At 54.1% G+C, this 22,474-nt stretch carries 14 protein-coding genes; 3 read left to right on the top strand and 11 right to left on the bottom strand.

Going from position 1 to position 22,474, the window contains the following annotated elements:
• The first annotated feature begins 116 nt into the window (after positions 1-116).
• The 3 genes from hhe to EQV90_RS03955 all read left to right on the top strand — a co-directional run bounded on the left by hhe (position 117) and on the right by EQV90_RS03955 (position 8,309).
• Positions 117-5,861 carry a DUF4011 domain-containing anti-phage protein Hhe gene (gene hhe, locus EQV90_RS03965; RefSeq protein WP_240877765.1) on the top strand — a complete coding sequence of 1,915 codons (5,745 nt, stop codon included), beginning with the start codon at positions 117-119 and terminating at the stop codon, positions 5,859-5,861.
• Positions 5,862-5,879: 18 nt separating this feature from the next.
• Positions 5,880-6,989, top strand: coding sequence for a DUF4236 domain-containing protein (locus EQV90_RS03960; protein WP_240877764.1), 1,110 nt, complete (start codon positions 5,880-5,882; stop codon positions 6,987-6,989).
• A gap of 204 nt (positions 6,990-7,193) precedes the next feature.
• Positions 7,194-8,309, top strand: a complete 1,116-nt coding sequence (locus tag EQV90_RS03955; protein ID WP_134327381.1) for an endonuclease NucS domain-containing protein — start codon at positions 7,194-7,196, stop codon at positions 8,307-8,309.
• A 55-nt stretch (positions 8,310-8,364) separates the two neighbouring features.
• Here the strand turns inward: EQV90_RS03955 and EQV90_RS03950 are convergent, their stop codons facing one another.
• The 11 genes from EQV90_RS03950 to EQV90_RS03900 form a co-directional block, all read right to left on the bottom strand.
• The gene (locus EQV90_RS03950; protein WP_134327380.1) at positions 8,365-9,075 is read right to left on the bottom strand and encodes a SprT family zinc-dependent metalloprotease; all 711 of its coding nucleotides are present in this window, start codon (positions 9,073-9,075) and stop codon (positions 8,365-8,367) included.
• Between the two features lie 13 nt (positions 9,076-9,088).
• Positions 9,089-12,370: a type I restriction endonuclease gene (locus tag EQV90_RS03945; RefSeq protein ID WP_134327379.1), complete on the bottom strand. Its 3,282-nt coding sequence runs from the start codon at positions 12,368-12,370 to the stop codon at positions 9,089-9,091.
• Positions 12,371-12,417: 47 nt separating this feature from the next.
• The gene (locus tag EQV90_RS03940) at positions 12,418-13,695 is read right to left on the bottom strand and encodes a restriction endonuclease subunit S (protein ID WP_134327378.1); all 1,278 of its coding nucleotides are present in this window, start codon (positions 13,693-13,695) and stop codon (positions 12,418-12,420) included.
• Entirely contained in the window at positions 13,692-15,302 is a 1,611-nt protein-coding gene (locus tag EQV90_RS03935; RefSeq protein WP_134327377.1) for a class I SAM-dependent DNA methyltransferase, read from the bottom strand. Before EQV90_RS03935 ends, EQV90_RS03940 begins: the two co-directional genes overlap by 4 nt.
• A gap of 248 nt (positions 15,303-15,550) precedes the next feature.
• Complete coding sequence (locus EQV90_RS03930; protein ID WP_134327376.1) at positions 15,551-15,814, bottom strand: hypothetical protein; 264 nt, start codon at positions 15,812-15,814, stop codon at positions 15,551-15,553.
• Positions 15,811-16,791, bottom strand: coding sequence for an integrase domain-containing protein (locus EQV90_RS03925; protein ID WP_134327375.1), 981 nt, complete (start codon positions 16,789-16,791; stop codon positions 15,811-15,813). The genes EQV90_RS03930 and EQV90_RS03925 overlap by 4 nt, the downstream gene beginning before the upstream one ends.
• The gene (locus tag EQV90_RS03920; protein WP_134327374.1) at positions 16,769-17,128 is read right to left on the bottom strand and encodes a hypothetical protein; all 360 of its coding nucleotides are present in this window, start codon (positions 17,126-17,128) and stop codon (positions 16,769-16,771) included. The genes EQV90_RS03925 and EQV90_RS03920 overlap by 23 nt, the downstream gene beginning before the upstream one ends.
• Positions 17,112-18,512, bottom strand: coding sequence for a YfjI family protein (locus EQV90_RS03915; protein ID WP_134327373.1), 1,401 nt, complete (start codon positions 18,510-18,512; stop codon positions 17,112-17,114). Before EQV90_RS03915 ends, EQV90_RS03920 begins: the two co-directional genes overlap by 17 nt.
• Before the next feature lie 1,061 nt (positions 18,513-19,573).
• Positions 19,574-20,110, bottom strand: coding sequence for a LasR-specific antiactivator QslA (locus EQV90_RS03910; RefSeq protein ID WP_134327372.1), 537 nt, complete (start codon positions 20,108-20,110; stop codon positions 19,574-19,576).
• Positions 20,111-20,577: 467 nt separating this feature from the next.
• Positions 20,578-21,045, bottom strand: a complete 468-nt coding sequence (locus EQV90_RS03905; protein ID WP_134327371.1) for a hypothetical protein — start codon at positions 21,043-21,045, stop codon at positions 20,578-20,580.
• A 155-nt stretch (positions 21,046-21,200) separates the two neighbouring features.
• Positions 21,201-22,430 (bottom strand): site-specific integrase, encoded by a 1,230-nt coding sequence (locus tag EQV90_RS03900; RefSeq protein ID WP_134327370.1) that lies wholly within the window; start codon positions 22,428-22,430, stop codon positions 21,201-21,203.
• Between the last annotated feature and the right edge of the window lie 44 nt (positions 22,431-22,474).

Genomic DNA, 22,474 nt, shown 5'->3' with positions numbered 1-22,474 from the left:
GAAAAATCGGCAGCGCCCCTACAAAGCCTCTCTTGTTATCGCGGCCAGCCGAAGCTGAGCATCGGTTTACCGTGCCCAGAAAAAACTCATTAGGCAGTTGCCCCAAAAAATTAGCGGTGATCGACGTGAACTCAGGCCCTGAAGCATTGGCTATCCAGCGGTATGAACTTGTTCTGCAATGGATACTGGAACTGGTCCCCGCAGACGGGACGGCCGTTGGCAACAAGTCACTCAGGGACCGGATCGATCGGCGAGCTGAGCTTCAGAATTTTGCCGTCTCTGAGGAAGAGTACTGGAGCCTGCGCGACGAGCTCATTACCCAGGGACTGCTCAATAAAGGCGGCGGCCGGGGAGGGTCGGTTTATCGGTTCGATACCGAGTCCAAGGGACGTTCAAAGTCCATTGATCCAGCGCCTCTTACCGATTGGGATGACCTTGATACCCCCCCAAGCGAGATACCGGAAAGCCTAGAGAAGCTGAGAAGCAGGCTTCTCGACCTCAGCGCCCGCAATCGGCTGCTGAACTTTTCACATGCGCGCTCCAAACGTTTCGTACGGATTATTGATGAGTTGCCGGATCACCTGTTCGATACCTTGGCAGATGAAAAATCCATGCGATTTGCTGCTGTTCCTGAACCAACGGAAAGGCAGCTACTTACCCACGGCTTTTTGAAGTTGGACGAAAAGACAGGCGCAGTTGTTGAGCTAAAGAAACAGCCTACGGCAGAAGTCTGGGCGCAGATCCTTGGTATCGCGACCAGCTATGAGCTACCACTGCCCCCTGAAAGCGGGCAAACAGGTAAGCATTCTGACGACGCGATTCAGACGCTCTATTACCCCGTGGAGATGGAGTCGCGGCTACAGATTCTGTATACCCAGTCGCGATCGGCTCTCGAGGAAACGGGTGCGAACATTCTTTATCTTGCGCTCGGGTTCCTGGAGTGGGATGACTCAGTCGCAGGTAAAGACAGCACCCGCCTAGCGCCGCTGATGCTGGTGCCAGTGAATCTGGAGAAAGGCAAGCTCAATCCTCAAACTGCGACGTTCGAATACCGCGTACATCCTACTGGCGAAGACATTCTTACCAACCTTTCATTACGGGAAAAGCTTCGCGTCGATTTTGGTATCGCGCTACCGCGGATAACCGACGACAGCACGCCCGAGGAATACTTCGAACGCATTGTTGAAACGGTGCTGAAGGTTAAACCTGACTGGAAGGTTCATCGTTACGCATCGCTTGGCTTGTTCGAGTTTGGCAAGTTGATGATGTATCTCGACCTTGATCCAGGTCGTTGGAAAGACCAATCATTACTGGATCACGGTCTGGTTAAGCGGCTTACAGGGATGGACGGTTTGCCGGCCGATTCGTCAGGAAAGCAAGGCGCATTTTGCGTCGAGCATTCAATAGACGACATTGAGCAGGTTCACCTGCAGTTTCCTCTAATCGATGACGCCGACAGTTCTCAGCACAGCGCATTGATAGACGTGATTCGCGGGGATGATCTTGTGATCGAGGGGCCGCCCGGTACCGGTAAGTCTCAGACCATCACCAACATGATTGCGGCGGCGCTGGCCCAAGGCAAAAAAGTGTTGTTCGTGGCGGAGAAGCGCGCAGCGCTTGAGGTGGTCAAGACTCGACTTACGAGAGCAGGCTTGGGCGATTTTTGTCTGGAGTTGCATAGCCATAAGAGTCAAAAGAGCGCTGTTATCGATAGCATCCGGCAGCGGATTCAGAACAGCGGTGGCTTTCGCTCGCCCAAGCAGCTTACGGATCTGATTGCCAACTATGAGCGATTGAAGCAGCAACTCAACAAGCACGTGCATCACTTGCATGCCCAGTTCGAAGAGTCGGGAATGAGTGTTCACGAGGTGCTAATGCAGGCAACCCGTTTGCGTGAGGCATTGTCGATTAAACCTTCCGATCTGCATCCGCAGTCGGAGGCGCGAATCGATAAAACGCATTTGCAGGAGCAGGCCGGCTTTTATGCACACATCTATCGCAAGACGGCTGAGGAAGCTGGTCACGCTGGCAAACTTGAAACGCACCCATGGTTTGGTAGCACAAAAACTCGCGTGACTGGCGCTGAGCGCTCCGCACTTCTAGAAAGTCTCTCCCAGGCTCAGCAGGCGCTGCATCGTCTAGCCGCTTTCCGTCCTCGATTAGCAGAACAGCTGCAGGTATCTGTTCTGGAAACCTACAGCCCAGATCAGCTGCGAGGCTTAGCAGCTTCAATTCCGGTACTTGCATTACCTAAAGGTGATGAGGACTGGGATCTGTTGGGGCGACTGGATATCGAGTCCTGTGAGGCGTTGAAGCTGTGGCTGCAAGGTATGGACTCCTTGTTGGACGAGCAAGGCGTACTAGCTCGATCGTTGCGCGCGGATGTCATTGGCTCTGGGCAAGCGATAGTCTCTATCAAAAATGCATGCGCGGCCATACGTCTGCATAACGGCGATGAGGCCCTATCCCTCAATGCTTTGCTGGATGTGATCGAAGAGGCTGAGGAGTTACTGGAACTGGCCCCACGCGTTCAAATGCTAATTCGGCTGTTAGCGGAAGGGGCTGCGGTTCAAGGCTTGCGAAGCGATTTTATCGGTATTGAGCAAGTGGTACTCTTTCTGCAAATGCTCGCGGCGATGCCTGAGGATTTGGCATTTCTTCGCCATAAACGCTTCGAAGACGAGACCTTGGACGGATTGCTCGTAGAGTTGGACAACGACATTCCGGTCATCAGGCAGTTGCAGGAGCAGGCTGCGCACCATTTCACTCTGGATCGATTGCCTGGTCATACACGACTGGAAGACTTGAATCGGGTTCTGGCAGATAAATCACTTTTTCGCTGGTTCAAGGGGCAATGGCGCTCTGCTAAAACCGAGATCTTGGCTATGGCGCGACCAGGGCTCAAGTTGAACCAGCTTCTGGTGGTCTTGCCAGATGTCATCGCTTATCTGAAAAAACACAGTCAACTGAATGAAAGCAAAGTGCTCACCGAGAAGCTGGGTGAACACTTCCAAGGGCTTGATACTCCGATCGACGCACTCAAGCGCTTGCGGGGTTGGTACAAGTTCCTGCGTACAGAATGCGGACGTGGATTCGGTGCAAAAGTATGGGTTGCGGAGTACCTGCTTAAGACAGATGGGGCGCTACTGGCCGGCATTTCGAGTGATAGCGCAGAACTCGAGCCCTACCTGTTGGATGTTCTGGAGCATCGACTGGACCTGGAAGAACTGTTGCCCTTTGACAGTCATGATTTGCGTTCGGAAGATTTGCTCGCTCCAGAGGGTCTGTATGCTCGCCTTATCAACGACATCGGAACCGCGCTGCGCTCGTTGTTACCCGTAATCAGCGAAGAGAAGCCCACGATGGGGCAAATACTGCAGCTGATTCAGTCGGTGGAAAGCTGGCAGGCCCGCTCGGCAGCACTGCAAAGCGACTCAGTGCTACAAACCTGCTTGCCGGGTGAAGAGCTTCCTCGGATAGACAATCTTTCAGCGGCCCGACCTCGTTTGACGACCTGGCGGCATACCGTTGCCTTCGTTCAACCCATTTTGGCGTTGCCGATTCGGGATATTCTTATTCCACAGTTGACCGCGTGCATGCCAAAAGAAGCCGAGTCGCTGATTCTCCATTGGCATCAACAAGGTGCTGCGCTCGCTCTAGCTGTAGAGGCCTGGCAGCAGTCCTTGGAAGCGTTTTTCCAAGGTGCTGCGGTTATTTCCGGTCAGTGGTGGCAGTCCATTGAGAAAGCAGATTTCGAGCCCATGGCCAGCCGTCTGGCCTGGGCTGCTCAGAACCCCGATCTGCTCGACCATTGGTTCGAGTACCGCCGTTTGCGTTCTCACCTGGTTGAGCTGGGGTTCGAGATTGTCGTCGAAGCAATCGAAACGCAGAACCTGGTTTCTGAGCGCTGCATCGATGCCTGTCTGCTCGGGCTTCTTGACAGTTGGGCCTTGCAAATCCTTGAGCTTGATCCCGCGCTGGGGCAGTTTTCGGGCAAAGAACAGGAGGCTATTCGCGCTCGGTTCGCTGATATCGATGAGCAGCTCAAGCATCTTCAACGTGAGCAAGTTTCGTCACGTATTAGTCAGAACAATATTCCTGTCGGAAATAGCCATGGAGCGGTCAGAGACTTTACGCAACTGGCTTTGCTGCAGCGCGAGGCTGAGAAAAAGACACGGCATGTCCCGATCCGCAGCCTGATGAACCGTGCAGCTGAAGCGCTGCAAGGCCTCAAACCCTGCTTCATGATGTCGCCAATGGCTGTTGCTCAATACTTGCCGGCAGGGCACGTTGAGTTCGATTTGGTCGTAATGGATGAAGCATCCCAAATGCGCCCGGAAGAAGCATTGGGTAGCATCGCCCGTGGGAAACAGCTAGTGGTCGTGGGTGACCCGAAACAGCTGCCGCCGACGAACTTCTTTTCCCGCAACGGTGGCGATTCGGATACCGATGAAGCTGATGTTTCATTGGCCGAGGACTCGGAAAGCATTTTGGAAGCCGCCATGCCGCTGTTCAAACTGCGACGTCTACGTTGGCACTACCGTTCCCGTCACGAGAGCCTGATTGCCTTCTCCAACAAAGCGTTCTATGAAAGCAATCTGGTGGTGTACCCATCACCACACCGTGAGTCCGCAGAGTTCGGCGTCAAGTTTGTCAGAGTGCCCCGCGGGCGTTTTGTCGAACAACGCAACATTGAAGAGGCCGAGGTTGTCGCCAAGGCCATTGAGCACCACGTAATTCACCGCCCTGATGAGTCGCTGGGCGTGGTGGCTATGAACGTCAAACAGGCTGATCAGATCGAGCGGATGCTTGAACAGCTGGCCAAACAAAGCCCGCAACTGCAAGTCGCATTGGACCGTAATCAAAGTCAGGATGAGCCACTGTTCATCAAGAACCTGGAAAACGTCCAGGGCGATGAGCGAGATGTTATTTACATCTCCGGTACCTACGGCCCTATGGAGGTAGGCGGTACCGTCCCTCAGCGTTTTGGCCCGATTAACGGTGCCAGCGGATGGCGACGTTTGAACGTGCTGTATACCCGCTCCAAGAAGCGCATGCAGGTGTTCTCCTCGTTTAGCTCGACCGATGTAGTGGTGACCGGTACTTCCAGCAGAGGCGTGCAGGCACTGCGTGACTTTCTGCATTTCGCTGAGTCCGGTCGCATGCCGCACATCAAAGAGTCTGAACGTGCTCCCGACAGTGATTTCGAGGTGGCTGTCATTGAGATGCTGTCTCGTCATGGCTATCAATGCGAGCCCCAGGTTGGTGTTGCTGGTTTCTTCATTGATCTGGCGGTACGTGATCCAGGGCAGCCCGGTCGCTACCTGATGGGGATTGAATGCGACGGTGCGGCATATCATTCGGCCAAGTCAGCGCGTGACCGTGATCGTCTGCGTCAAAGCGTGTTGGAGCAATTGGGCTGGAATATTCGGCGCATTTGGTCGGTGGACTGGTTCCGTAATGCCCGTGTGCAAATCGAACCCATCCTTCAGGAGCTTGCGCGGTTACGAACCGAGCCAGCTGTAGAGGTCGAGGGGATGAGTACGGAATCTGAAGAGGTTTCGATCCAGCAAGTGGCAGATGAGCAGAGCGAGCACGCTGAGCGTATTACCCTTGAGGGTAACTACAGCCTGCGAGAGAAGTTGGTCTGGCTTGAAGAGAATGTGATCCGGCCGAATTTGCCAGAGGTTCCTGTTAACCAGCGGCTATTGAGGCCAGCGATGTTGGAAGCATTGCTTGAGTTTCTTCCTGCAGACCGTATCGAATTTCAGCAGATGATTCCTGGGTATTTGCGTAATGGTACCCATGGTGCGGAAGGGCGGTATATCGACGATGTATTGCTTGTGATTGGCGAGCAGTGAGTCAGCTACTAACAGTGGATGTTCAAGCTGTATCAAGGAATGGTAATGGGATTCTATATTCGTAAGAGCATCAGAGTAGGGCTATTTCGTTTCAATCTGTCCCGGCAGGGTGTGGGCGTTTCGGTGGGATTGAAAGGCCTACGCATCGGGACAGGACCTCGGGGCAATTACGTTCATATGGGGCGGGGAGGCCTGTACTACAGGGCTACCGTACCAAGGACCAACGATAAGCCGCCTTTTTTGCCTCACGTTGAAACTACGGTAATACCTGAGGGTACTCACGCCCCTTTAGTCGAGATCGAGTCCGCGGATGCTTCGCAAATCGTGGATTCATCCTCACGTGATTTGCTCGATGAAATGAATGCGAAGCAGGCAAGATGGCGGCTTTGGCCATGGGTTGGTGTCCTGGGAATCCTCGTAGTATTTCTTGGCCTGCGTAATGGTTGGTCCATTGGGGCTATATGGGGTGCGCTTATCCTCGGTTCAGTCCTAACCATTGCCTCTGCAGTACGCGATACGATGGCTAAGACGGTTGTACTGTTTTACGATTTTGACGCCGAGATGGAAGAAGCTTACGAAGCACTGCACAGCAGTGGCCAGCAGGTTTCGGCAGCAGATGCGGCCTGGCATATTGAGGCCGAAGGCGCCGTTCATGATCGTAAGTATCACGCTGGTGCGAGCAATCTTGTACGTCGGAAAAAAACGACTATTGCTCGGTCTTCACCACCTTATGTAAAAACCAATATAGAAACCATCTCCATGGTTGTTGGGCGCCAAACGCTGCATTTCTTCCCTGATCGTGTATTGATTTATGACGAGAAAAGTGTGGGCGCGGTTAGCTATCGAGAGCTGCAGTTGCAGGTCAATGCGAAGCGGTTTATTGAAAGTGCTTCGCCTCCCAGGGATGCCACGGTAGTCGACAGGACGTGGCAATTTGTTAATAAGAAGGGCGGCCCTGATCGTAGATTCAAAAACAATCGTGAACTTCCTGTTTGTCTTTACGATGAATTGAAATTGTCTAGCACCACGGGTCTGAATGAGGTCGTACAAATCTCGCGAAATGGTGTGGGAGAGGCTTTTGCCAAGGCGATTCTCGACCTTGCACGGGTTATGCCTTCTGAACGGTAAGCTGATGTGGCCCGAGGTGTCGCGTATATTTGGTGCGGATTTCGGACGTTTTATGCGCTGCGAAATTAGCCAGCAGGCTGCTGACTAATTTGGACCTGACAGCGTATCGCCAAGTGGCTTAGTCCCCATGGAGATTGTTGCGCCGTTAGAGTCTCGACGACGAAATGCAGTTTTCTCATAAATAACTCCATCAGGACACACGACTTGCCTATCAAAACGGATGTCTGGACCGTCGGCCTTACACCGAACAAGCTGCGTCAAAGCCGATTGGCCAGCGAGCAGTTGTTGGAAGAGATGATCATCAACTCCCCAAGTATTCTCTCGGATGAATGGATGCTCATCGGCAGACAAGAAAACACTGGGATGGGTGGACGTATCGATCTATTGGCCATCGCACCTGACGGCGCACTAGTGCTGATTGAACTCAAACGCGACCGCACGCCCCGTGACGTGGTCGCTCAGACTCTCGATTACGCGGTTTGGGTAGATAGCCTGCGCGAGGAGGAAATCGCAGCGATCTACAAACGGTTCCGGCCTGGATGCAGCCTGGATGTAGATTTCTTGGTGCGCTTTGGACGCGTACTGAACGAAGACGATTTGAACAAAAGCCACCAACTAATCATCGTTGCCACCGAATTGGACGCCAGCAGCGAGCGAATCGTTGAGTATCTCAGCAAGCGAGATATTCCGATCAACGTGCTCTGCTTTCAGATTTTTCAGTCTGGTGATCAACAGCTGCTGAGTCGATCCTGGTTGCTTGACCCTGTTCAGACTCAAGTGAACGCCGTGTCGACGAGTGAAGGGCATAACGAACCCTGGAATGGCGAGTTCTACTGCTCATTTGGAGACTCCGCTTCACGCTCATGGGCCGATGCCGTGGAGTTTGGTTTCATTTCCGGTGGCGGTGGGGCGTGGTATAGCAAAACCCTACAGCTTCTGTCTCCGGGCGATCGCATCTGGGTGAATATTCCGCAGCAAGGCTATGTCGGCGTCGGGCGTGTTCTGGGAGCGTCAACACCTGCAAGCGAATTCACCGTGATGCAAGACGGGGTGGAGCGACCGGTGCTTGAGGTCGCGACGCGGGGCAACTATCACGCTGAGTTCGCCCACGATCCGGAGCGTTGTGACTATTTTGTTCCGATCCAGTGGCTGCAAAGCGTGCCTGTGAGTGAGGCGGTGCGGGAGATTGGGATGTTTGGTAACCAGAATACGGTTTGTCGTCCGACTACGCCGAAGTGGCGGTGGACGATTGAGCGGTTGAAGCAGCGCTTTCCGCGTTTTGATGAAATGTCGGCGACTGAGGTTGCGAGCATGCCGTAGCAGCGGCCAGAACCCTGGCTGTGTCGCCGTAATTGTCCAACAGGCTGTTGAGCAATTACACCGCGTCCCCAAACACAGCCCGCTCCAGCACCCCATGTTGCTGTTGCCAGCCTGGCATATGGCTGGCTACCAGGGTCCAAAATGCCTTGGTGTGATTCTTCTCCACCGTATGGCAAAGCTCATGGACAATGACGTAATCCTGCACGCTGGCCGGCAGTTCCATCACCCGAGGATGAAACTCCAGGGTGTTGTTCGCATCACAGCTGGCCCAGCGACTTTGGAAGTGACGGATACGAGTTCCATTGGCTTGCAGACCGGTCTGACGCTGCCAATGGCGAACACGCACCAATAGCTTTTCATGAGCACGTTCCCGGTAGAAACGCTCCAGCAATGGCATCAAAGATTCGGGTTTGATGCTGACACCCTCCGGGTTATCAACAATGAAACGTGATGCAGTGAAAGTTAGCCGGGGCTTGAGGATCTCAGGTGTATGCCTTACCTCGGTGAAATAGGTACGACCGGCATAGCGTAAGCGGCTGCCTGTAACGATGGCATCGTTAGTCAGGGGGAGATTTACCTGAGCCAGCTTTTCGCGAATCCAGCGGGCACGTCGCAGCACCAAAACTTGTTGCTCCGAATCATCCACCTGCGGCCCACGCAGCAGAACAGGCTGCCCTCGTTCCACGGTCACGTAGTGCCGCTTCAGATTTGTATCAAGCTGAAAGTGCCACTCGATAGTCGTTTGGCCGTACTGCAAAACAGGCATGGTCAGCGTCGCATTAGTTTTTTAGCAAAATAGCCAAGATACGCTTGGCGTGATCACGCGCAGTTGAACGCTCCCAGCCCGCCAGCGGCATTAACAAGCCTCGTAGATGGTCTCTGATGTCAGGGTGCATCTCTGGCATTTTCTTCCAGTTGTCACTGGCCACTGTGCGGCTCAATTCCACATCCTCAAATAGCTTAGTCGTCGTGATCCTGGCGGTGTCTTCAGTCAGCAGGGAGGCCAGATAGTGATAAACAGCAGAATGTGCAGGTTTGTTGAAGCCGGTGTTGTTCTTATTCTGTATGCGCTGACTGAATAACTCCAATTGCTCCAGGAACTTGGCTTGGGTGATGCGACCAGCTTTTTCCTCCAGTAGCAGCTTTTCCAGCTCTTCTGCCAGCTTATCGAAAAACGCCGGATCTTTATCCTTGCCAGTGGCAATGGTGTGTTTGAGCTGGTTCTTCATCACCAATGCTTGGCTACCAGGGCTGGCCAACTTTTTCAAACGTGCCATATCGCTTGCATCAAGAATCGAGACCTCACGGCCCAACAGGCTCTTGGCCGGGCTGGCGGCAATGTACTCATCCAGCAGTTGTTGTAGCAGTACAGACTCCAGCTTGGTGATGCGCTCCTTGTAGGTACTGCCCGGCAGCTTGTCCCGCAGCATCAGCCGAATCTCACCAAATAGGGTGAAGTAAGGTTTGAAAGGCAAGCCGCGCACATCGGGCAGAATGATGTCGACGGACCGGTTGAACTGCTTCACCAAATCCAGAAATTCTTCGACCACATCCAACCTTGTGTCAGGGTCAAGGAAGCGCTCGGCGTCATCCTTGTAATCCTCGCGCTGCGCCACTGGATCATGCTTTTTTGGCAGCAGCTTGAGTATGCGGTCGAGCGTGGCTTGTAGCTTGGGTAGTTCGGTTCCGACACCTTCCCAAACCTGCGAAGGTTTGACCTCACCTCCGTAGATTTTCAGGGCATGGTCAAGGTGCTCAACCACTCCGTGGTAATCCACGATGTAACCGGCATTCTTGCCTGGTAAGGTGCGGTTCACCCGGGCAATGGCCTGCAACAGGGTGTGTTCCTTGAGCGGTTTCTCCAAGTACATTGTGCCCACAATGGGGGCATCCCACCCGGTGAGCAGCATGTCGGAAACGATGATTAGCCCAACATTGTTTGCGTGCGACTTACCGTCCAGTCCTTTGCTTTCATCGCCGTAGGGCAAAGGGAACAGTTTGCTGACGAAATTTGCGATCTGCTCTGAGGGCATGGCAACCGGTTCTTTTCCCGCTTTCACTTCGGCCTTAACCCGCTCCTCAATGGTTTGCATCTTGCTGATGCCAACTTCGTATTGCTCTGCCTCCTCCATAACGGAAGCCCCGGTGCGGGATGAGGTTATGCTAGCGAGTGAAATGACCACTTTGCTATCAAAGGTCGGTAACCCCTTTTGCGCGCGTTCAGTCATGATGACGTCGAGCAAGTCCTTGTAGCGCACAGCCATGTCACGACCATCGCACACCAACATGGCTTTCAAACCCTTGGCCTTTACGTTACTGACGAAATGTTCAACTAGATGCTCGGCCACCTGCTCCATACGGTCACCAGCTTTGCGCCACTTGCTCAGCAGCGCCCGTTTCAAATCGTGCTGTCTGATTTCGCTCTCGTTGGCGAACTGCTCCTGGAATGCCTCATCCAGTTCACTATCGGCAGACAGCGCCACCCAGGCATCCTGGTACTTGATCGGGAGGGTTGCACCATCGGCCACTGCTTCATGTAGGCGGTATTCGTCGATGTACTCGCCGCCGCCAAACTCACCCAGCGTGTGTTTGTCGTCTTGCAAGAGCGGGGTGCCGGTAAAGGCAATGAACTTGGCATTGGGCAGACTGGCGCGCATGAAGGCAGCAAGGAAGTCGTATTGGCTGCGATGGGCTTCATCGACCAGCACATAGAAGTTCGGCTTGGTACTCAGTACTCGGAAATGCACCTTTTCCCGGCTTACCTCTTCCCATTTAGCTGGCAACGTTGTGCCGTGGACATCAAATTGGCCGTGGTGGGAGTTTTGCTCTTCCACCACGAAAAAGTCTTTTCCTTCACGTACCCGTTTATGTCGGGTTGTTTGCGAGGTGTCGTCTTCTTCAGGCGCTGTGTCGGGTTGATAGTTCGCCTGATCGCTCTCCTGAAACTTCTGAACTGTACTGGTGAATACGCTGCCGTAGTCGTTCGACAGCATTTTCATCAGGCCATCAACGGATACCGCTTGAATGGCCTTGATACCCACCGCATGGAAGGTATCGAAGATCTGTTTGTCGAGGTCTTTGCGGTCAGTCAGCACCAGTACCGTTGGGTTATTCAATCCCGAGCTGTCGGCCCGCAACATGCGGGCAAGTAGTGCCATAGTTAGAGATTTGCCACTGCCCTGGGTATGCCAGACCACCCCTCCCATGGGCTTGGGTGCTGAAAGGCGCTTTACCGTTTTACATACTGCACGCCATTGTTGGTAGCGCGGTAACTTCTTCGTTGTTTTGCCGTCACGGGTTTCGAACAACACAAAATGAGTAATCAGTTGCAGGAAACGACTTGGCTCGAAAAGCGCCCAAAGTAGCTGCTCTTGCTCGCTAGGCGCATCCCCCAGCAACGCTGCCACAGTGGCTTTTTCGTGCTCCTGCAACCGATAGCGATTGTAGTACGCAGGCTTTGTGAGGATGGCCCCATATAAGCCTTCACGCCGATTGAGTCCGACACACACCTGGTTGAACACAAATTGAGCTGAAAATGTTCGCTGGTAACCATCCAGTTGCCCCAGCGCTTCATCCAAGCGGTGATGGCTGGCTTTACATTCGATGATTGCAAGGGGGAGGCCATTCACAAACAGCAGCAGGTCAGGTCGGAAGATCTCGCCATCAGCATTACGCCCGACGTGCTGATCGACCACATGAAAGACGTTGCTGGCGGTGTCACTGGCGTCGAGGAAACGCACGCTGCGTAACTTACCTTCGACATCCTTCACCTGAATATCGGAGCGATGAACCACTTGTTCCCAGAACGCCTTATTGGCCGGCAACAACTCATCGTTGACCCGCTTGCGCAACTCGATAAGGGTGGCACTGATGCCACCGGGCGCACTCGTCAGCCAAGGGTTGAGTGCCAACAATCGAGACTTCAGAACATCCTCCAAAAGCGGAGCAAGATGTCGATGTTCAACCTGTACCTGACTGCCAGAAATGTGGGTATAACCGAGCTTTATCAGCCATGCGATGGCTGGCAGCTCAACACCAGCTTTCTCGGATGTTTGGCTCAATTGCTTACTCCTGTTCCTTGGAGGTTTCCCTCGGGCTACTTCGACACTTATGTGTTTCGAACTGCTGAGAATCGTGAAGCTACTTTGGCAGCACTAGCTGCACTATCGAGTTTGACCCTCCACTCGCCGGTCAGCAGCTTCTGCATCAGGCCACGTTTGAGGGTTTGGCAGTTCGCTTGTTTCAACGCTAATGAATTCAGCTTTTCGTCCACGCCATCCAGAATCTGTGTGATTCTCTTTTGTTCAGCTAACGGAGGGAGCGGGATAACTATTTTTTCCAACGCAGCTAGGCCCAGCGTTTTATTTCGACCTGCCCCCCCTGGTGAAGCCAGTGTTAGCAAACTGATACCTGTTGGGGTAGTTAGAAATCTAAAGATGAATGATGTATCAGCGCGGGTTTGATCAACGACGCACGTGATGTATCGGTGAGACCCAAAGCGCCCATTATCTTGAGGCTTTGCGATGGCAACAGCCCCCTCCCATGCGAAAACGTTCGACAGTAACAAATCCCCGGTTTTGATCTCGAATAGGCGCTTATTACCGACTTCCCTACCTAGCAAGGCTGGCTTGTGAAACGTACCTTTTCCATAGGAGCGTAATCCGAGTTCTGGATAGAATGCGTCCAGATTGATATCAACAGGTCTTCTAACTAATGGGGCAATTTCTCCAAGTGCTACCTCTTCCCAGATTGCTGGAGTTTGCCCATTAGTGCCCTCCTTGAACTCGGAGTGTTGCTGCCAGAGACCTTGGTCATTTTGAGTGCCTACGCCATTGCTAAGCAGGCTTTGAGTCAGACCTTTTTTGAGGTTTTGGGTGGTGGCAATCTGCTGGGTAATCACGTCCAACTTGCCGTCCACTACCGTGAGGATGGCGGCGATTTTTTGTTGTTCGGGAATTGGGGGGGTGGCAATATCCAGTACTTCTAGTGAAGCTCTGCTCAAACTAGGTACACCTGAAGCTTCATTTAATTTTCTCAGGTCAAACGAAGAAATTGCGTAATACAGCCATGACCAATCAAAAGCCTGTTTCGGTCTTGTGTAAAAGGTCGTGTCAATTGCCCAGAAGGGCCCCTCGCTACGCTGAACCTTATCAATCGTGCCTTTACGGCCAAGAATAATGCTTGGCCCATCACATAGGGACGCATTGGTATACCCAGAGACACCACCTGTACCAAAGATAGGGATGCCGTGATCCAACTTTTCTATATCCGCCGGGGACTTTCCATAAACTATATCGACCAAGGTTGAAAGCTTGGTGGCCACCCAACTATTTGGAATCCAACCACATGGCGTCGATATGAATCCCGGTTTATCAGCCAAACTCATACCCCCGCCTCCAGCAACCCCAACTCCATCAGATAGCCATTCAGGCGAGCATCGATCTGTATTTCCTCTTCAGTCAGCGTTGCTAGCTGCACCAAGGTAGCGGCTAAATCTACCGTATCTTCGATCTCACCATTGTCGATATAGCGACCGATGTTGAGGTTGCCATCATTGGTGCGGATTTCGTCCAGCGTCACCACACGGCAGTAGTTTTTCACCTCAATCTGCCTGGCAAACGCCGCCTTGTGAGTGCTCAGAATGTGGGTGATATCTTGCGGCCGCAAATAGTTCTGAACTTTATCGTCACCATAATCTGCGCTAGCGTTGATGATGATGACCTTGTTCTTTAAGCCTATAGGCTTCTGCTTATTGAGGATCAGGACACATGCAGGAATGGGGGTGTTATAGAACAGCGCTGGAGGCAAGCCAACAATGGCCTCGATCAGGTCGCCAGGTTGGTTGCCGCTCGCCGCATCAGTGCCAAACAGCAATCCTTCACGAATCTTGCCTTCTTCACCACTGCGGAACAGGACACCATGAGGCAGGATGATACCCATGCGGCCATCGGCTTTGAGACTAGCCAGCATGTGCTGAGCAAAGGCGAGATCGGCATAACTCCGTGGAGGGGTGCCATATATCAATCGACCGTACGGGTCGCTAACCTGCTTATAGTTAGGTGCTTTAGGCTTCTTACCGCTGTCCTGTTCGTTCTCGTTGCTCAACTCCAGCGGCGTCCACCAAGACTTGGCTGAGAACGGCGGATTGGCGATCACCCGGTCAAATGTTTTCAGGAAATCGCCATCAAGATGCCTTGGCTCTACCAGAGTATCACCACGCTCAATGGCGGCGTGCATGTTGTGCAAATAGAGATTGAGTTTGGCGATGGCCCAAGTGCCCAGGTTCTTTTCTTGCCCATACAACAGCACATTCGGTTTACCCATCAACGTGCCATTGGGCAGCCGGGATATATGGTGTGCACTCTCCACTAACATACCGCCACTGCCGCAGGTAGGGTCATACACGCTGTGACCCGGCTGCGGATCAATCAGCTCGACCACCAGTTGTACCACGGCCTTGGGCGTATAGAACTCGCCCCCTTTTTTACCGGCATCATCAGCAAACTGCTTGATCAAGTATTCATAGGCATCACCGAGCATGTCCGCCTTGTACAGATCGGCATTTCCCAGTTTGTACTGGTTGAAGTGACGCAACAGGCGCTGCAAGGTGCCATCCGACAGCACGCGTTTGTCGCCATATTGGGTGGCTGTCAGCACATGTTGCAGCTCGGGATTGTTTGCCTCGATTGTGGCGAAGGCCTTATCCAGCGCTTCACCAATATTTTCTGTGCGCGAAATCAGCTCAAACCAGCGGGCACTGATGGGGAGCTTGCCCCATTTGTCCTCAATCTCGTCTTGAGCGTCTGCATAACTGAGCTTGTCCGTGTTCATCAGATGACGGATTCGCTCTTCGAAGACGTCGTTATAGCGCTTGAGAAAAAGCAGGCCAAAGATGTAGTTTTTGAAGTCGGAAGAGTCGATAGACCCGCGCAGGATGTTCGCCGACTCCCAGAGCCAGGACTCCAGGGTTTCGAGTGACAGCTTGTCAGCCATGAGTAAATTGGTCCTTGAGGAATACGTGAACCCTTCAGCGCTTTGCGTTTTCTGCTGCCTGGACGCTTGAGCGAACCTTAAAGGGTAGGTTGATGCAATTGTACAAGCTCGCGGTTACAGAAGGCCCGAAATCGACCTCCATCAAAAGATAAATCCCTGCGAGGGGTTCCAGGCATGTGACATTCAAAAATGTTTTCAGCTGCCCCTTGCCGGCCCCAAGATGATGCACTCGTAGCCTAAGGAAGCGCTTATGCTGGTCGTCCACGTCGCTTGGCTATTAATTGGATGGTAAGCCGATAGTAGTAGCGGGTCGCCTCTGAGTGGTTTGCCAGGTGGATGGCCATAAACCACTGAAAGTGCTTCTGCTTCCAAGTCCATGGATTGTCTCGCTGCCAACGTTTTCCAATGGCCGCTTGCATGGCTCGGGCTTGCCGGAGATGCCGTTGCCGCGTGACCTTCGAGCCGGTCAGTACGCCACTCAGGAACAGCGCCATATCGAAAGGCTTGGTCACGCTCGGCCTCCAATGTAGGCCGAAACCACATCGATCCGGTTATGTCCGAGCTCAAGGCTGATCTGTTGTCGCGCTCGCTGATCAAGGCCACGGTCAATACGATAGCAGTGGCCACCATTGATTGGGGCAGCATGGCCCGTGAGTTGCTCGTATCGCTCGCAAGCGTAGGCTGCTCGCAGTTCATGAAAGCCTTTCCACCCTTGTTCATGCAGTATTTCGCGGGTAGAGCGCACGGTTTGTTGCAAGAACGTGGCGTAGCTTTCATCTCGGGCCAGCAAATTGTGGCTGCCAGCCGGTGATGCGCTACGAGCAAACTGCAACGCCGCCTTTACCTCTTCATTTGCAGTGATCCATCTCGGCGCTGAAGCACCTGAACGGCCACCTTTAGTACCGTCCTGGATGTTTATGCGGCCTACGCATTTAGCTTCGCGTTGCAATCGTGGCAGGTCAGCGAGGATCGCTTCTCGCAGACGCATACCTGTTTCTCGGGCCAAAAGGACAATCGCGGCCACCCGGTCGTGTTGTTGTTCGCGAAGAACCTCAATCACTTGCCGCACCTGTTGGCGGTCTTGGCCATCCGGCGAGCGGGTACGTACGGTTGAGCGCTGCTGTCCTAGCGCCTGGCTCGGGCTCGGGACTTTCACATACTGATCACCGCGCAGCGCCGCCAGCGTTCGGTTGACGCTGGACAACCGGTTTTGCGCGGTGGCGATGCTGAGGTCGCCATGGTCGATTTGCTGGCGAAGGTACTGGGCATAGTTGAGTAGCGTCTGCCGATCGATCTGCCGCGCATCGTTGTAGCCAGGGCCTTGCTCGGACCGGTACCACTTAACGAACGCCAGCCAACGATCACTGTGGGCTTTGACCGTGGCGAAATGGCCGCCGCCGAACAGATCCTTAAGCGCCTGCGGACCGGCATAGCTCAGTTGGCGACCATAACCAAAGTTGCGACCGTCACGCCTGCCGACCAGAGCCATCCTGGAGTTCCTTCGCCTGTTGGCACAGGTAAGCCAATAGCTCGCGCCACTGGCCGTTCACGGGGGGGAGTTGGCCCCAGTCACTGGGACGAAAACACAGCCGGTTTTCCAGGCAGAACAACTCGGCACCTTCCTGGTGTAGGCGCTCAATCAGATCGCTGATGTGTGAGCTGCCCCCTTGGTTTTTGGCGACAGCGGCGACAGTGGCGACAAGCCCCGTGGTACCGGGCTTGGAGCGTGGCGACAAAGTGGCGACAGTGGTGGCGACAAGTTGTAAATGATGAGCGTTTTTCGCCTGGGCGCGCCGGTTGCGTAGGGCTTCATTGAGTCGAAACATGGCGCACCTCGAAGGAGTGTCCGTCTGTGCTCAGCCATTGATGAGTGATCAACTCGACCAGCAGGGCTAACGTGTGATGGCTGCTTTTGCGCGCGAAGCGCGGGCCGTTGCGCAACAGATCTCGAACCGTGAAACGGCACCACTGTTTTTCCTGTAGCCAACGCAGCAGCCGATCGGCTTCTACCCGCTGGGTGTTGATCGGTTCCTGCTCAGTAAGCCGTTGGATCTCGGTCAGGTAGTAATCCATCAGCGAGGAAGCGCGCTGGATGTGGGTGACCTCGATCAGTTCGTGGTCTTCCAGTACCGCAAAGAGGCCGGCGATCCGTAGCAGATTGTCTGCGGCCTTGGAGGCGCTGGGTCGCACGTTGGCCAGTTCGTCGAACTCGCCGAGTTGGGCTTCGATGGTGTCGTGCAGGTTGATCCAGGTTTGTCGGGCCAGGCTTCTGAGGGGCAGGGCTTTGGGTTGTAACGCGCCATCGCTGCCGATCGCCCAGGGACGTTGCAGCAGATCGGTGATTCGTTGGGTGTAGCGTTTGAGGCTGATGTCTTGGGTGAGATCCACCGGCTGATAAAAACGCTGTCCGGCCAAGCTCTGTGGCCAGGTGATCAGGCAACGGGCGAAGATGCCTTGGCCGTTGAGTAGCGGATCCTTGAGCAGTTGTCCCGCCAAATAAGGTTGCAGCATCAAATGCAGACTCAAGCGCCGGTCATAGGCGCGCAGGCTTTCTCCTGCCATGGAACGAGAGCGATCGATGGGGTTGCCGTCCCACAGCGAGGACAGAGTGGTCACGGCCTTGAGGCGGTTGTCCCTGCTCATGGTGCTGCTACCGAGGAATTGGCCGCCCTCATCGCTGAACAGCCCCATGCTGGGCAGACCCAAGCACAGGCTTTTGGTCAGGGCTTCGATGGTCGGTTCGCTGCTGATCAGTCGTGGTGCTACGGGCTCTGGCTCTATATGGATTGGCGTGTCGGTGTGGCTATCGATCGTTGCCATCTGCTTCTGAGATTGCACAAGGGTAGCGCGATAGCGATTGAGTTTTTCGCGGTAGGCCTGCCATTGCAGGCGTTCCCATTCGCGGGCTGGCTGCAAGGCCAGCTTATCCACCGCCGTCTTGCGATCCCCGGAAGCCGCAATAGTGAGTAGGTACAACGACAGCGGATAGACCCGGCCATCCAAATGCACATTGGCATGCCCCTGAGTGGCCAAGGCCGAGGTCGCGAGCACCGATTGCGCGGCCATGGCCTGCGGCACACCCATCACCTCGGCCATGCGCTCGACGGCCGGCCCCAGCAGATCACCCAGGGCGTCCACCGGATACTCCAAGGGCGTCTGGCTGGCCTCCAGCAAGGGTTGCGGCGGCAAGCTCCAGGTTGATTGCAGCATCACCTTTCTCCTGTTTTTCCAGTGTTTCCTCACGCTCCCGCCACGGATGTTGAGTGTTATCAGGGATGAAGGCCCCTGCGGCCTGTGAGGGTGTTCACTGACGCGGAACGGACGGCTCGTTACGACCAAGAGCTTGGGCAACTCCCATGAGTCTGACCTCCTAAACGTATCCGAGGATGCGGGCGGGTGGAGGTTGCACCGGCTGACGAATCCGATACCGCGAGACCATGGGAGAGTGAAGGCATTAACGTCGCGACTGGGGCATGCCTGACTGTCAGTCAGGTGCAGCCTGTCCTGGGCTGCGGCACCGTCGCTAGCGGTAATGCGAGACGTGTCGAATCGGTTTTGTCACGCCGATTGTCACGCGGTGAGTTGCCGCAGAGCCCGATCAGACGTGGGCTGCAGCAGTGTGATGAGCGCCCGTCTCTTTCCCGGAGAAAGAGACGGGCGCGGATTGGCGCAGCGAAGTGTGCTGAAAGGTGAGGTAGCTGCAGCGCAGCGAGGTAGGTCCATCGTCTGACGCAGTGGGCAGATAAGTCGAGTAGGCATCCATCACTCTTGGGGAGTGACCGTGCGAGCCGCCGGACGCTAATCGCACTTTGGGAGAACCACCACGCAAGTGGCGTAGCCTCAAAGGTTCTGGCTACCTGGGCTGGTGCTGTCAACGACAGCGATCCGTGCGCCAATTTTTATACCCACCCGAAAAGACGGTCAAGCGTCATGGCCAAAGCGTACAAAAGTGGCGACTGTCGCCACTTTTGTCGCCATGTTCCAGGCCAGGCAGGACAAGGGTTGTCGCCGCTGTCGCCGCTGTCGCCACTTCTCTAGCTATGGCCCACGACAGGTTCACTCTGACACTGGGAACTTCACTGCGCTCGATAGAGACCATGGGCAATCACTGACGGGTAAACGACGGCGTGACTCTAATCAAATTTGAAATGGAATGGTGGAACGAGGTGGCTTCAAAAAAGAGCAAGTGAACCCTCCGACCGGCGCGATCAGAGATCGCTGAATCGGAGGGTTTGGCGGGAAAAGCAAAGTCTCAAACGTCAAATACAGCCTCAAGCATCAAAGCTGGTTGATTGGGAAGTGGCGGCCTCACGCCGCATGATCAGCGTCTGCTGCAACCGCAGCAGAAAACCGGCCTCGAAAGCCTCTTGGGGATCACCTGGGCGATGACGTTTTCGGTTCTGCGCCAGTGCCCACCATAATGGTAGTGATGAGCCATCAAGCCAGGTCTCAGCACAACGAACGCCGTCCTCAATCATTGGACCGAATTCGTTGCCCCATGGTGTTCGGATCCCGGGGCAACCTTCCGCGGACGGGACTGAGTAGTACTCACCGATCTGTTGATGAACGCGTTGAGCAGGGATGCCGGTCAAGTACCGAAACGCTTTGTCGAACAACACTGCTGCATCATCCAGCAGCTCTACAGCCAGCTCAACGTCCTGCGGAAAATGAAGCAGGATGCTCTGTGCTCCATTAAGCCGAAGAGTGGCAGCCTGCCGTAGTTTAATAGCGGCATCTTCAGGGGTAAGCGATGCAGTATCGATGGTGTTGGGTTTGGGAAGGCTGATTAGAAGCGAGAGATCAAACATCGCGGAACCCTCCGAGATAGTTTGCAGCTTGAACCAAATGGCCAGGGTGGCGCACGAGCTTAAAAGGTGGGCATGCCATTTTCCTTATCTCCTTGGTTTGATTAAGGAATGCCATCCACCGTTCTGACTCGGCATAGGGTGGCAAACCGTACGGGGGTCAGAAACCGGAAACCAAGGAACCGGCCAGGCCGAAGCCTGCCCCGCACGGTTCGCCATAGAAAAGCAGCAGCTAGCACTCGAAGTGCTAACTGTGCGGAATGGAAGAAACCGCGCCTTGGTTTTGATTCGGGTTCTGACGCCCGGTCGCGGGATTGACCGCGACGAGGCAAAGCGTAAATGTGAAGCCCTGACAACACAAGCAGGCAGTGTCAATAAGATCTGCATCCGAATGAAAGCTGCCGGTCAAACGCTAACGCTCGCTGGTATCTGATGGCTACGGTGTCGCTAAAAACAGGATCGATGAGTAGTTAACGTTTGCCACTGCCATAGCTTCCCGGAAGCCGAGCCCATGAGTCGAGCATGTCTACTCGCTTTGGGGCTTTTTTTACCTTTGGTGCGGGTGGTTTGGGAGCAACCCTCTCAGGGACTCTTGTCTTGAATTTGTTCACCGCGAATTCAGCCAAGCTGACCTTGAAACTGATTTTCTCGTTTATAGGATTACCCGACTTTACGAATTTGACACCTCCGTTCTCCATCTTGGATTTCAATCCAAGGCGTTCACAAATCCAGCTTGAAACGAAAAGTTTGTAGTCACGATTCTCGAATACGTTTACTACCGGACCCAATTGGCTGTAGTCAAAATGCTGGGAACTGTGTGCTATGCAGTACGCTAAGGCCTCGCTATACAGCGTCGACATGAGCAGCTTTTTCTCATCAATCAGCGGCCGCAAAGCGTTTTTGTTGATGGATGCCACAAGTTTGTATGATTCCTTCACGTTGGCTCCTGCCCTTTCGGATCATGGTGTGCAGCCAATTAGAGACGATAAATAGGCGGGTTGGGACTGGTCTGAATCAGTTTCCTTCGAGATGCCCTGTGCGTGAGCTTTTTCATCTCGTAGATACTCCAGTCTCCTTAATCACTTTCAAGCACCTAAATATCCTGTTTGGCCCGCTTTTTCTCTGGCGTTGATGTGGCGTACTTCGCCCACGCGTTCATCAGCTCTTTTCGCTTATCAAAGAAATCTGATCGGGAATAAGCGCCTTCAGTTTCCCCGCGCTCGTCATGAGCGAGGGCAAGCTCACAGATCTCCCGTGGAAAGGCAGTAGTCTCTCCGGCCCAGTCTCGGAATGTCGAGCGGAAACCATGGCGAGTGATGTGCTCATAGCCTAATTCGTGCAGCAGACTACGAATGCCATTAGCATGCATCACGCCGCTACGACCGTTACCAGGGAAGAGATAAGGGCTGCGTACTTGAATTCGTGGCAGGTTTTTCACCAGCTCGACGACCTCAGGAGAGAGCGGGATGGCGAATGGCTCGCGTGTTTTCATCCGTTCTGCGGGTAAAGACCATCGGCCTGATTCCAGATCTAGCTCGTCCCATTGAGCAAATCTAACCATGTGGCTACGGGCGCCGGTAAGAATCAAGAATTGAGCTGCTACCGATACGGCGTTGGGAATCCTGCGTAATATCTGCATGAGCTCAGGCAGTTCCTGCCATGGGAGGGCCGGGTGATGAACACGCTTGCGAGCTTTCTTCTTTTCATGGCGGCTCAGCAGATTTTCCAGATGTCCTCGCCAGCGGGCCGGATTTTCTCCGACCCGCAGCCCTCTCGATCTGGCGGCATCTAGAACCTGTTCGATCTGCCCGCGCACTTCATCTGCCGTACGTGTTTTCGTCGACCAGATCGGTTGCAAAGTTTTGAGGACTAGCTTGGTATCGATTTTTTCTGCTGAAAGTTTCCCTAAATAGGGGAAAGCATAGAGTTCCAGCTTGCGAAGCCAGCCTTTGCGCCACTTCTCCGACCAACTGGAGCCGTGAGCATCACGATAGTCGTTGGCGAGTGTTTCGAAGGTAATCTGCTTCGCTTGTTCACGGCGTTCAGCTTCTTTCTGAGCGGCCTGCTCAGCTTGTCGCTTGGCGAGTGGGTCATCGCCTTTCAGGACCTGGATGCGATTTTCGAATGCTGCAGCACGTGCTTTTTTCAGATCGAGACTAGGATACCCGCCAAGGCCCATCTCCCTCCGTTTACCGTGGAGCTGAAACCGCAACACCCAGTTTTTCCGGCCAGTGGCGGTCACGACTAGGCGCAGTCCATCACCGTCTTCATAGGTGCCTGGCTCGGTCAGATTTTCGACTAGTTTTGCAGTCAGCTTTCCCATGATTACCGCTCTCCAATCCCCCATTTGATCCCCCACTTTTTCGT

This window comes from Pseudomonas sp. TMW22089, from assembly GCF_022496645.1.
Classification (GTDB): Bacteria; Pseudomonadota; Gammaproteobacteria; order Pseudomonadales; family Pseudomonadaceae; genus Aquipseudomonas; species Aquipseudomonas paraversuta.
Note: the sequence above shows the minus strand (reverse complement) of the source record. Positions and strands in the feature narration are given on the sequence as shown.

Coding starts and splice junctions, on each gene's coding strand:
- EQV90_RS03900 (WP_134327370.1), bottom strand. CDS start 22,430: ATGGGAAAGCTGACTGCAAAACTAGTCGAAAATCTGACCGAGCCAGGC.
- EQV90_RS03940 (WP_134327378.1), bottom strand. CDS start 13,695: ATGAGTTTGGCTGATAAACCGGGATTCATATCGACGCCATGTGGTTGG.
- EQV90_RS03920 (WP_134327374.1), bottom strand. CDS start 17,128: ATGTTTCGACTCAATGAAGCCCTACGCAACCGGCGCGCCCAGGCGAAA.
- EQV90_RS03910 (WP_134327372.1), bottom strand. CDS start 20,110: ATGTTTGATCTCTCGCTTCTAATCAGCCTTCCCAAACCCAACACCATC.
- EQV90_RS03960 (WP_240877764.1), top strand. CDS start 5,880: ATGTTCAAGCTGTATCAAGGAATGGTAATGGGATTCTATATTCGTAAG.
- EQV90_RS03925 (WP_134327375.1), bottom strand. CDS start 16,791: ATGGCTCTGGTCGGCAGGCGTGACGGTCGCAACTTTGGTTATGGTCGC.
- EQV90_RS03935 (WP_134327377.1), bottom strand. CDS start 15,302: ATGGCTGACAAGCTGTCACTCGAAACCCTGGAGTCCTGGCTCTGGGAG.
- EQV90_RS03950 (WP_134327380.1), bottom strand. CDS start 9,075: ATGCCTGTTTTGCAGTACGGCCAAACGACTATCGAGTGGCACTTTCAG.
- EQV90_RS03915 (WP_134327373.1), bottom strand. CDS start 18,512: ATGCTGCAATCAACCTGGAGCTTGCCGCCGCAACCCTTGCTGGAGGCC.